Origin of the sequence: Undibacterium sp. Di26W, assembly GCF_049340265.1 — a bacterium.
GTDB lineage: Bacteria > Pseudomonadota > Gammaproteobacteria > Burkholderiales > Burkholderiaceae_D > Undibacterium.
Map to the genome: position 1 here is coordinate 55,253 of NZ_JBMPOR010000019.1, position 11,825 is coordinate 67,077.

Annotated in this window: 8 protein-coding genes; 7 read left to right on the forward strand and 1 reads right to left on the reverse strand. The window is 49.4% G+C overall.

The window, feature by feature from the left end:
- Nucleotides 1-4: 4 nt before the first annotated feature.
- On the reverse strand, nt 5-2,746 hold the full coding sequence (locus tag ACO0LM_RS20110) for a TonB-dependent receptor (protein WP_423039275.1): 2,742 nt from the start codon (nt 2,744-2,746) through the stop codon (nt 5-7).
- Between the two features lie 104 nt (nt 2,747-2,850).
- Here ACO0LM_RS20110 and ACO0LM_RS20115 point away from each other — a divergent pair, with 104 nt between their 5' ends.
- The 7 genes from ACO0LM_RS20115 (at nt 2,851) to ACO0LM_RS20145 (ending at nt 11,711) form a co-directional block, all read left to right on the forward strand.
- Nucleotides 2,851-2,994 (forward strand): hypothetical protein, encoded by a 144-nt coding sequence (locus tag ACO0LM_RS20115; protein ID WP_423039277.1) that lies wholly within the window; start codon nt 2,851-2,853, stop codon nt 2,992-2,994.
- A gap of 115 nt (nt 2,995-3,109) precedes the next feature.
- A complete protein-coding gene (locus ACO0LM_RS20120) occupies nt 3,110-4,291 on the forward strand; it encodes an ROK family transcriptional regulator (RefSeq protein ID WP_423039279.1) in 1,182 nt (393 codons plus the stop codon).
- Between the two features lie 135 nt (nt 4,292-4,426).
- Nucleotides 4,427-5,659 carry an MFS transporter gene (locus tag ACO0LM_RS20125; protein WP_423039281.1) on the forward strand — a complete coding sequence of 411 codons (1,233 nt, stop codon included), beginning with the start codon at nt 4,427-4,429 and terminating at the stop codon, nt 5,657-5,659.
- A 236-nt stretch (nt 5,660-5,895) separates the two neighbouring features.
- A complete protein-coding gene (locus ACO0LM_RS20130; RefSeq protein ID WP_423039283.1) occupies nt 5,896-9,237 on the forward strand; it encodes a transglutaminase domain-containing protein in 3,342 nt (1,113 codons plus the stop codon).
- A 14-nt stretch (nt 9,238-9,251) separates the two neighbouring features.
- The gene (locus tag ACO0LM_RS20135; RefSeq protein WP_423039285.1) at nt 9,252-9,830 is read left to right on the forward strand and encodes a hypothetical protein; all 579 of its coding nucleotides are present in this window, start codon (nt 9,252-9,254) and stop codon (nt 9,828-9,830) included.
- A gap of 33 nt (nt 9,831-9,863) precedes the next feature.
- Complete coding sequence (locus ACO0LM_RS20140) at nt 9,864-10,445, forward strand: hypothetical protein (protein WP_423039287.1); 582 nt, start codon at nt 9,864-9,866, stop codon at nt 10,443-10,445.
- 564 nt (nt 10,446-11,009) lie between these two features.
- On the forward strand, nt 11,010-11,711 hold the full coding sequence (locus ACO0LM_RS20145) for a hypothetical protein (RefSeq protein WP_423039289.1): 702 nt from the start codon (nt 11,010-11,012) through the stop codon (nt 11,709-11,711).
- Nucleotides 11,712-11,825: the final 114 nt, after the last annotated feature.

Consider the following 11,825-nt stretch of genomic DNA (forward strand, 5'->3'; position numbering starts at 1 on the left):
TGTATTACATGGCGTAGGTCAGGCCCAGGAAGAGCGCTCGGCCATTGTCAAATTCCTGTTGCAATAATTGTTGTTGCAAGCCGGTGGTGCGACCAGGGCGTGCATTCAACAGATTTTTTGCCTGCATCACAATGGCCAACTGTTTGGAATACGCATATTTGATCTGGCTGTCAAAGGTGCCAAAGGCTTTGTAATACACATCTTGCGCGGCATTGGTGGTGGACAGGGTGATCAGGGTAGGGCCGGTCCAGTTATAGCTCAGTTGTGCGCTGATGGCACCATTACCCCACAACAGCGACGCATTGGCGGTGGATTTTGCCGATTCCAGTAGTGCCGGCATTTGCCTTTGCGTCTTGTTTTGCATGGTGACAGCAGAGGGGTTCATGTCCATGATCGTGTAGTTGACGCTGGCACCAAACTGGTTGAAAGGGGCCGGCAGGCTGCTGAATCTGGTATTCACCAACTGCAGTTCCAGCCCGGTGACACTGGCACTGCCTACATTTTGCGCCTGCGTGATATTGCTTTGGTAGATGGTGCCGGCAATCGTTACGTTTTCAGTACGGGTGAGCTTGGCAATTTCATTGTCTATGTCTTTGCGGAATACGCCTGCCGAAATCATGCTGGTGTTGGATGGATACCATTCCAGCGAGGCATTGAAATTGTTGGCCGAGCGTGCCACCAGGTTGGGGTTGGCCTGGGTGATGCTGATGGTAGTGCCGCTGACGCTGTTGGAATTTTGTGCCAGGTCCGCATAGGTAGGGCGGCCCAGTGATTTATTGTAGGCAGTCCTTAATTTGAGACTGTCGCTGAAATCATAGATCAGGTTCAGCGAAGGCAGTGCCTTGGCATAAGAAGAATGCAATGCGCTTGGCGCAAACACGGCAGTCTGGTTCAGCGGCGCTGGCACATAGGTGTCAATATCCAGCCTGGTTTCTTCATAGCGCAGGCCAGCCGTGGCTGACCAGTTCCTGGCGCGGTAGGCTGTCATGGCATAGGCCGCATTCACGTCTTCCTTGATGTTGAAGTCTTTTTGCGTGCTGTTGGTGATCATGGTGGCGCTGGACAGGATGTATTTACCCGGATTGGCACCCAGGTAAGCCTGGCCATTGGCCGGATCAGGCAACAGCAGGGTCTGGCCATTGCTGCTATACGGCGTGATCGCCACCGTGCTGGCACCCACGGCAGACAGGGGGATGCTGACACCGGTCGCCGGGATGTATTTGGATATCTCGTCGAAGTTATAGTTTTGCGTCAGCTTGCGGGATTGCAGCCCGGTCTTGAAACCCCAGCCGCTGGAACCTTCATCCAGGTTTTTTGAAAAACTGATTTTGGCGACCACGGAACGGTTTTTACTTTGTTCATCATTGCGCGTGTTTTCAGTCTGCGTAAAATTTTTGGCATCTTGCAGGTAAGCGCGGTTGACTGGTGTCAGTACCGGCATCTGGCCGGGTATAAAACTGTAGTTGTACGCCAGGCTGGCAGAATTGGCGCTGACGAAGGTATATAACTGTGATTCTTGCCGGTAGCTGCCCAGGGCGCTGTTGACGACGGCTTCAATCACGCTGTCTTTGGCTGGCATGTAAGAGAAACCACCTTCGACATAACTGATGCGCCGGGTTTGCGTGAAGGCAGAATAATCAGTTTGTGATTGCCCCACGCCGACGCTGCCTTCGGTGGCAGAGATGATATTCACTGGTGAGGTCGCTGCCGTCGCATTTTGCAGCCATTGCGAGCGCCGGTCTTCGGTGTTGACATGCTCAAACGCGCCTGCGCTCAGATGGGCGCTGAGGTTTTCGTGATTATCAAAATCAAAGCGGGCGAACAGGCTTTTGCGCTCGCGGTTATTGTCATAGGTCAGCCATCTTTCGCGGTCAGGGAAAGCGATGCTGCCATCCACGCTGCCCGTGGTCTGGTTGATTTTTGCCGCATTGGTCTGGTTGCCCGTCGTCGGGAAATAGCTATAACTGTCCAGCGAAGTCAGCAAGGACGAGGATTGCCGTTTGTAGTAACCGGTAGACACCAGTACGCCTAACTGATTGTCTTCGCCAAAGGTATTGCTGATAGTCATTTCAGCTTGCCCCGATGGTTTGGAATTGCTCTTTTCCAGCGCCCGCCATTGCGAGACATCGGCCCTGCCAGAGATGTGAAAGCCGCGTTTATCCAGGCCGCTGCGGGTCACCAGGTTGGTGGTGCCGCCGATGGCATTGCCGTCCATGTCGGCATTCAGGCTTTTATAGATATTCACCTGTTTTGAAAATGAAGAAGGCAATACGTCCAGGGACACCGTTCTTCTGGTGGTTTCTGTGCCGGGGAAAGTGATGCCGTCTATGGTCAGTGAATTGTAATCCGGGTTCAGGCCGCGCAGGGTCATGAACTGGGCTTCACCGCGGCCATTGTTCAAGATCATCGACACCCCCGCCACCCGCTGTACCGCTTCACCCAGGCCAAAATCAGGGATGGAGCCGATTTCATCGGAAGAAATGCCATCCGCAATGGTATTGCCATCACGCTTCAGTGAAATGGCCTTGTTCAGTGCCAATGCCTTGCCGGTGACAACAATGGTGTTGACCTCGTCTTCGGTTTTCTTGCTGGTATCTGTTGTTGGTGTAGTTTGTGCATAAGCACTGCTGACGGCCATGGCAATCAGGCTCATGCCACAGACATGTGGCAGCAGGCTGGACTGAGGCTTGCGATGTTGGCTGGTGCGGCTATTGTGGCTATTGCCGGAATGGGGTGCTGGTTTCATTTGTCATCCTCTTGGTTAGTTTGTCTGCCCCTGGAAATGGGTCAGTGCATCCTTTTTTATTTTATTCACTTCCTGTGACTTAATTATTACATGAAACGCTGAAAATGGAAAATTTTGTGGTTTTTGTGAGAATGCTTGTTTTATTACTCATTTTAAAGGGGAAAGATGCCTTGATAGACGGGGATGCCGGCTTGCAATGGCAGGAAGAAGGCCTTCAAATGCCAGGTAGGCATATTTACTCAGCGTAAGTGATTTAATTTTTATATAATTAATTCAAACTTGTGCCGCGTTGCTACTGTTGCTGCTGTTACTGTTATTGCAGCGCGCCCCTTATCCTTGTATCCATCCTGAATTTGCCACTGTATGCCACTGTTGCCACTGCAAAATAATCCTCATGCCAACCTGCGGTTTCATAGCAAATTTTCGCGGGAAGTCCGCGCGCCTGTCACGGTGACCGCCAATGAAAGGCAACTGCTGGACCTGATACGCCGCAAGGTGGCAGTGACCCGGGCAGACCTGGCCAGGGTCACCGGTCTGGCGGCACAGTCGGTGATGCGGCTGGTGGATGACCTGGCAGCCCGGGGGCTGCTGGTATTTACTGATGCCCTGCCGAGCAAGGCCAGGGGCAAGCCCAGCCCGCAGATTGCCCTGGTGGCTGACTTTGCGTTTTGCATCGGTGCCTCGATCGCTACCGATGAAATCAACCTGGTGCTGATTGATTTTGCTGGCAACCTGATCGGCCAGTCCACCAAGCGCATGGCCCCCATCACGCGGCTGGATTTGTGCAGCTATCTGCGTATCGCCATCGACCAGTTGCTGGACCTGCACCCCATGGCACGCAATCGCCTGTTTGGTGTGGGTGTGGGCATGACGGGGTTTTTTGTTGGCCAGGGTTCCAGGCTGAACCCGCCCGCACCCCTGGATGACCTGGCCTTGATCGATCTTGATCTGTTGCTGGAAAAAGAAATCGGCTACCCGGTCTGGCTGGATAATGATGGCAATGCCGCCGCCATAGGCGAAAGCCTGTTGGGCGTGGGCATGCATTGCCAGAATTTTGCCTACCTGTTTTTTAGCCATGGTTTTGGCGGTGGCATCGTGTATCAGGGCCAGTGCATGCGCGGTGCCCACGGCAATGCCGGTGAATTTGCCGGTTTCTTGCCGGGGCAGGGGCTGGAACGCCCAACCCTGGAAATGCTGCGCCTGATGTGCAATGAAGATGGCCAGTCTTTCACCACCATCCACGACATGCTGGAACACCTGGACCTGACCTGGCCTTGCGTGGAACGCTGGATAGAGCGTTGCCTGCCAGCGCTGACACTGGTGGTGTCAGCGATAGTCGGCATACTCGATACGGAACGCATTGTGCTGGGCGGGCGTTTGCCAAAGGCACTGGCAGAACGCCTGATCGCCAGACTGGTCATCGATAATATCCCCAGGCGCGGCGTGCAGCGCCCACAGGCGGTGATTGTCGCTTCAGAAATCAGTGGTGACGCGACCGCAATCGGTGCCGCATCATTACCCTTGAAACAGCATTTTTTCTTTTGACGGACTGGATTGCCTGCACCTGTCACGAAACTGTCATGACCCTTGCGGGGGCTGGCTGCTACCATGCGGGATGAATTTCCTCTGTAAGATCGTCATCAGCTTCTAAGACTTGGTAAAAGAAAGTAGTGAATAGTGATGCAAGCCAGCGAAACCAGCGAAACCAGGCAGATGGGGCAGGCAGCTTTGTTATGCGCGCTGGTTTTATTGCTGGGCCTGCATCCCGTCGCCAGCTACCTGTATTTGCCAGCGCTGCCATTACTCAAAGAAAAACTCGGTATCTCTGACGCCCAGGCGCAACTGACTTTATCGGTACTGGTCATCAGTTTTGGCTTTGGCCAGATTCTCTGGGGGCCGGTGGCCGACAGGCTGGGGCGCAGGCGGGTCTTGTTGCTTGGCCTGGGCATGTTATTGGTGGCCAGCCTATTCGTCACCTTTACCAGCCAGCTTGCTGTATTGCTGGTGGGGCGTGTTTTTCAGGGGCTGGGGATCGCTGCTGCTGGTGTCTGTGCGCGTGCCATCGTGCGTGACTGTTTCCAGCCAGTGGATGGCATACGTATGCTGTCGCTGGCGTTTTCCTGGCTGGGCCTGATTTCGCTGGCCGGCCCGCTACTGGGGGCCAGTCTGATTTATATCGGGGGCTTTCGTGCCGCATTGGGGACATTGATACTTTGCAGTGCCCTGGCATTGATCTTCATCGCCTTCAAGTTACCAGAAACCGTACCCGCCCATGAATCAGAGCAGGTGAGTATCGCCGGTGTCCTGAAACAGTTCAGCCAAATTTTGCGACACCCCCTGTTTTTAAGCTATGCGGCGTTGACGGCATTCAGCTATGCCGGACATTATTTTTTCCTGTCGCTGTCCCCCTTTGTTTTCACTGATCTGTACGGGCTGGATGCGCTGGAACTGGGCTACCTGTTTTCCATCAGTTCCCTCGTGCACCTGGCCGGTACCTTTGCCTGCCGCCAATGGCTGGCCGAACATGGCATACGCAAGACCTTGAAAATAGCGGGCATGATTACGCTGGCCGGTGGTGGCGCCATCATCATGCTGAACCAGATGGGCTGGCAATCGATCTGGGCCATCCTGCTGCCCCAGTCCTTATTCTTGTTTGCGCATGCCATCCATCAGTCATGTGGCCAGTCGGCCGTGTCGGCACCGTTCAGCAAACTGGCCGCGACGGCATCTTCGCTATGTGGTTTCCTGATAACGGCGGTGGCCATCCTGCTGGGCGAAATCCTGAAAGCCAGCTTGCCAGCGGGCCGCGAAGGCATGGTCGATGGCATCGCAATCTGTGCACTGCTGACGACCGCAGTCGCCTGGACCTGGGTGCAGCGGTATGGTGATATTGCACAGAAGGCTGATGCATGAGTGGGTGGCGGTTGTGATGAACAAAATTAGGATTTACGCGAAGCTGCCCGTGCATGTCTGACGCGGCACTCTTTGATTTAACAGCATAAATATAATTTTTGCCGCTGGCATATTTATCAATGCAAGTCAGGACCAATTTCTCAAGCACCTGATTAGGTTATTTTCGTAGTTCATTCGTTGAGGGCTTTTGTTTTGGTAATCGGAGTTTCTTGTAATAGTTTCAAACCATTGATACTATGCAATATTTGCCTGATTGCGATTTTGATAATCCTATGTTCCGCCACTATAATTTCCAACGTATTATCTCCTGCGTCGTATTGACCACCTTCAGCAGTCTGACGCTGTATCCTTGCGCTGTATCAGCCCAAACACGCGCTGCTGCGGATATGGCAAACAACATCCGCCAGGCAAAGAGTGACATAGCGTCGAGTGGAATATCGAGCAAATTCCCTGCGCTTGCAGCAAGTGCCAATACCACAGTGGCCACAAAACCCAGCAGCGCAGAAGAACGACTGAGCCAGTTGCTCAAGCAAATCCAGGATGAAGTCAAAGCTGTTGCGCCGGCAGCCAGCACAGCAACTAGTACTGCAACCAGCACTCCAGCCAAAACCAGCTTACTCGCCCTGACCGCTACGACCAGCAACAAAACCGACTTGGTCAATCAGCATGTCAGCACCATCCGTACAGCAAACAGCCAGATCAAAGCACTCTACAGTGATATTGACCAAAGCTTTAAAGATACAGAGCAGCATCTTAAAGATGCCAAGCTCTCATCTGACATATTGGCGCGTCATAGCAAGGCAGTTGCACTGTATCAAAGCCGCCAGGCCGAGTTCGACAAAATCATGGACAGAGTCGGCGACGCCGATGACAAACGCCAGACCAGTGATCGCCAGACCGCATTGGCAGACCTGAGCAGTTTCATGGACAAGTATCCCAATGCCAAGCCGCATCAATATACCGACCCCAACAAACTGCCCTTTGGCAGCCCCAGCAACAAAGTCAGAAAACCCAACGAAACCAAGGCCCAATATCAGGCCAGCCTGTTCCCGCCCAAGTACGACAAAGTCATGCTGGCCGGGCAAATACCGGATGGCTTGAAACTGGCGCAAGCGACACTTCCCGATATACCCGTAGCACAAGACACGGCAGAGACAGAAGACATTCAACTGACACCCGCCATCAAAGCACAAGCAGCGGCATTGAACAACAACCCCGTACAGATTTACAACTGGGTCAGAAACAACATCAGCTTCATTCCCAGTTACGGCAGCATACAAGGCAGTGAACTGACCCTGCAAAACAAACGCGGCAATGCCTTTGACACAGCCAGCCTGCTCATCGCTTTGTATAGGGCGGCTGGCATTCCAGCCAGATACGTATATGGCACAATTGACGTACCTGCCGACAAAGTCATGAACTGGGTTGGTGGTGTCACCAGAGCCGAAGCAGCACAAAGCCTCTTAGGGCAAGGCGGCATCCCCAACATCGGTCTTTCCAGCGGTGGCAAGATCAGCACCATCCGCATGGAACACGTGTGGGTAGAAGCCTTTGTTGATTACGCACCAAGCAGAGGAGCCATCAACAAAAACCCGAACACCTGGGTGCCGATGGATGCCAGTTTTAAGCAATATGATTTTACGCCGCATGTTGATTTGTTGAATGCCATGCAATTTGATCTTACTGCGTATGAACAAGCCTTTCTTAAAACAGCAGTGATTGACTCAAATGGGAATAGGATTTCTGGCGGTGACAGTTATGCTGTCGCGAATCAAATAGAGGAATTGCAACACAAGGTAATAGCATGGAGACAATCCGTTGGAGCTTCCGAAGCATTAGATAAATTGCAGGGTAAGAAAACAATTCAAGCAATTTCCTCGCCTATTTTGTATGGTTCCCTGCCATACCAAATAGTAGTGCAGGCAAGTGAGTTTCAAAATTTACCAGCCAATTTGAGATGGGGAATTACCGTAGAGTATTTTGCGGGAGAAAACGATAGTTTGCAAAGCGCAGCATTTTCGAAAACGATCTCACTCCCCCAACTAGGAAATCAAAAGCTCGGTTTGACCTTCGACCCTGCGACCAATGCAGATGCGACCTTATTGCAAAGCTTGCGTATGGATAACGCAAACAGCTTGCCAGCTTACCTTATCAACGGCAAACCTAAATTAACACTGGATAACACGTCTGTAGCGGTAGGCAATGCCGTTCAATTTGGTACTAAACAAACCGTAGTATTGACGATGACAGATCCAACAGGAATAAATGGACAACCTGTCAGCTACCAAATCACTGCTGGAGACGAAACCGTATTTGTGGTTAACTCTGCTGGCGTTACTCAAGCTATGCTGGACGACCGTTCTGCAAAATTTGCATCCAATAATGCATCAGAGAATTTGCAGACTGTAGGCTTAGTGTATTGGTTTTTGCATGATACGAATGATCAATTTGTTGCCACGGCTCAAAATGCGGCGGCTTTCCGATTGCCATCGGTAGGTGCATTTGGGTCACCTCTCGTGACAAGCTACTTCTTTGGTATCCCCAGATCGGCCGCCTATAAAGGGCGCTACGCCGATGTGAAAAGGGTATTGATTGCAGCTACCACTAATGATGGGCAGGTCCCTGTCTCTTTCATGAAACAAAGCGGACTACAAGGCTCAGATTTTGAGGGGCTTGCGTTTGATATTAGTTTTAATCGAGAAATTGGTTCAGGGTCATCAGCAACACGTCTGATTAACCGTGCAAGAGATAGTGGATTGGCTATTTTAAGGATTACGTCAGATAATCAGGCTGTATTACAAACATTGACAATCCCTGTAGACGTAAAAGCTGATATCCAAAATGCAATTGCTGCAGGAAAAGAAGCAATCGTACCCGAAAGCGCAATGAACGATGGCACTTGGCAAGGGCTTGGGTATATCCTCAGCGACCCTGTAACGGGTGCTGGCGCATTTATGATCAATGGTGGCTACAACGGTGGTGTTGATGAACCGGGCTGCGATGATGGAACGGCGACGGCTCCAGTGACCTCAGTGGTAACTGCACCACATTACAGTGCTTACGATCTGATTGCGTTCGCGGTTATTGCCGTTCTGGCAGCCGCAATTATTTTCGGCGGGGCAGTGGTATTGGCGCTTTTTGGCGCTGGTATGCTCGTAACAAGTACAGCAAATTCAGCACCAGCACCGCCCAGTATTTCACCAGAAGCAACAAAAATTTGGGAAAACTCCTTCGGTAAAGTGTATGGCCGATTTCCGAGCGGCCCGAACTATCCTGGTGATGGAATTACACCTGAGACCAGTAATTGCACACGTGCTGAACTGGATGTGCACAAAAATTTAGTGAAAGAATCCTGCGAAAAGCCACAAAAATGCAAAGGCAACGAGTGTGATATGACTGTGCTTGAGGACAACGTAGCAAAACAAAATGACTGCATTCAAAAACGAATTGATGTAATGATGATGTGTTTTGGTGGTGGAGACGGAACTCACTGGAAGGAAGTCGGGGGCCGAATGCAAGGCTTGGTCAAATGTCAAGAATGCGTAGCTAATTTGTTGGCTCGTCAATGTAAGAAATAGAGAAGGAAAATTCCATGTTCATTAAACCAGTGGATAAAAATGTTTATTTTGAGGAGTGCGTTTACAAGGTCTTTCCGATGCGACCTATTCCAATATTTACTGAAAACGCCAATACAGAATTTAACTATGAAGCAAAAAGATTGTTGAGCGGTAGAACGTGGAGTGAGGTTATAGGAAACCGGTTAAATTTTGGCGGTTTGAATGTATATTTAATGACGTGGTTGAGATATTTGCCATTAGACATGGTCAAATATTACCTCCCAAGTCACTTAATTCTTGCTTCGATGGTAACTTCCTACAATGCAGATTCTAATTACGCATTTAGTGTTATGGATGTCTTAATTTTGCCTTCCTCTGAAGATCCAAAAGTCCTTGCTGAGATGGATTTTGAGCTGTGCCTTGACTCATCATTGATTAGCGAGGGAACTGAGCGCCTTGAACTTTATAAAACAATGAATCCAGAGCAACGCGCTTGTATCGCTGATTTTCTTTCGCTCTATGGAGAATACAATAGATCAGAATTCACAGATCGCGGCTTTGAGTTCTACACAAAAAATATCGAGTACTGGAGAAATTCCGCGTTGAACGTCTGATTTGGTAAACTCAATATAAAAAAATAAGACAACATGATTTTTAGTAAGCCGCTTCGTATAACTAGCTATTTTGAAGAAGCTGTTTACCGCGTCTTCCCAATGGCACCCATTCCTGCGGTACCTGAAAATAACAAAACAGATTTTAACCGTGAAGCAAGAAGCTTGTTGAACGGCAGACCGTGGAGTGAGGTTATTGGGCGGCGACTAAATTTTGGCAGCATGGATATCCACTTCACGACCTGGATGAGTTCTTTACCCTTGGATGTCGTCAAATATTACCTACCGAGCCACTTGATTCTCGCTTCGATAATGCTCTCCTACGGGGCTGTATCCAATTATCCTTTTGATTTAATGGAAGCATTAATTTTGCCTCCATCCAAGGATATGGACTTACTCGCTGATATCGAATTTGAGCTATCGCTTGAATCTTTGTTGACACAAGATTCGGAAAGTCCTATTGAGTTTTACAAGAGTATGAATCCTGACCAACGTTCCTGTATTGCTTATTTTCTTTCACTCTATGGCGAATACAAAAAATCAGAATTCACAGATCGCGGCTTTGAGTTCTACACAAAAAATATCGAGTACTGGAAAAATTCAACTTTGATTATTTAATTCCAGGAAGAGACGGTTATGGCGCAATTCATTCTTCCAAATAGGGAAAAAGGGCCTCTCGATTATGGGACACGAGGCGGTGTAGCCGGATCGCTTATAGGCACTCTAATTGGTACGCTTATATGTGCGATAGCATTCTGGTTTACCGACAGCTATTGGTGGTCTTTGAGCATTCCGGGGTTGGCTTGGATCGGTTATATTATACGTCTGAGTCCTCCTTTGTCCTCGCAAAGGCGAAAGTTCCCGCGAAACGTTCTCTGGTGAGTTTAAAACTATAGGACGCATAAGTTCGATTGACTTGACTGAATATATTTCGCTGGAATGGGGCGATTTTTCTATGCGAATTACAAAAAAATGCTACCAAGACTAATTGGTACGCTAACTAACTTCAAGGCAGGCTTTTCCCGTCGTGTGATCAATGGGCCTGCTATTAAATCATTTAACGGCATCGGAACAGTTTTATCAATTAGCATACAAAATATTGACGCGCTTAAAGCTTCCGAATGGAATAAGGGTAGGCATTGAAGTCAGAGCCGGTCAAGCTTTTTCCCCAATAGGATTGTAATGAAAAATCACGTTGAATTACCATCTCTCATTGAACAACTGATATTTACTGGCGGCATTACGACTACACCTCAAAAAGTTGATTTCGTAAGGGAAAAACTGGGTTCAATACCATTTGAGGTTGAGGTGAGCGGACTAAAAATCACGCAATCTATACATGCCTATGGTTCAGTTCATTTCGTTGAATCCTTAGAGTTTTTTTCTCTACCGCAGCAGTATTTTGAGCTAGGCTTATTTTTACTAGCTGCGACAATAGCTTCCGATGGTAAGGATCGACTTATTCATCTTACCAATCGAAATTCCAAAATAAGAACTATCCGTATTATTGGCAGTAGCTATTGGCCACTTGAAGGGAAATTTGAACAAAGCGCGTTTGCGCTTGAAATTAATCCAAAAGATTTAAAGAAGCATCCTTGGCTTGATAAGGATATAGATGTGTATAGTTTGCCGATATTAAATCGTGGCAATGAATCTGACTATTGTTATAGCAAAAAAGATTGGGAAGACCGGGATTGGCTTGTACTTTCGGGCGGGCCACTGGCGAATATTCGATTGGCTGAATTATTGCTCAAGTTAGGGCATCCTGAGAATGATTGTCTTGAAGTTGAACTAGAGGTTGAGGGAGGCTTTCGCGGTGTCGGGCCACTTAGTGCGGAAGCACGGTTTTGGTTGCCAGGGAGTTTTGGCTGGACTTCTGATTAGCTGTTATACGTCTCAGTCGCCCCCTGTTCTCGCAACGGCGAAAGTTTCCACGAAACGTTCTCTGGTGAGTTTAAAACTATAAGACGCATAGTTTGCCCGGTCGCGACACAGATG

What these genes read in the sequence shown, in the direction of transcription:
- ACO0LM_RS20115 (WP_423039277.1), top strand. Translation starts at nt 2,851, where the DNA reads ATGGAAAATTTTGTGGTTTTTGTGAGAATGCTTGTTTTATTACTCATT.
- ACO0LM_RS20120 (WP_423039279.1), top strand. Translation starts at nt 3,110, where the DNA reads ATGCCACTGTTGCCACTGCAAAATAATCCTCATGCCAACCTGCGGTTT.
- ACO0LM_RS20110 (WP_423039275.1), bottom strand. Translation starts at nt 2,746, where the DNA reads ATGAAACCAGCACCCCATTCCGGCAATAGCCACAATAGCCGCACCAGC.
- ACO0LM_RS20125 (WP_423039281.1), top strand. Translation starts at nt 4,427, where the DNA reads ATGCAAGCCAGCGAAACCAGCGAAACCAGGCAGATGGGGCAGGCAGCT.
- ACO0LM_RS20145 (WP_423039289.1), top strand. Translation starts at nt 11,010, where the DNA reads ATGAAAAATCACGTTGAATTACCATCTCTCATTGAACAACTGATATTT.
- ACO0LM_RS20135 (WP_423039285.1), top strand. Translation starts at nt 9,252, where the DNA reads ATGTTCATTAAACCAGTGGATAAAAATGTTTATTTTGAGGAGTGCGTT.
- ACO0LM_RS20130 (WP_423039283.1), top strand. Translation starts at nt 5,896, where the DNA reads ATGCAATATTTGCCTGATTGCGATTTTGATAATCCTATGTTCCGCCAC.
- ACO0LM_RS20140 (WP_423039287.1), top strand. Translation starts at nt 9,864, where the DNA reads ATGATTTTTAGTAAGCCGCTTCGTATAACTAGCTATTTTGAAGAAGCT.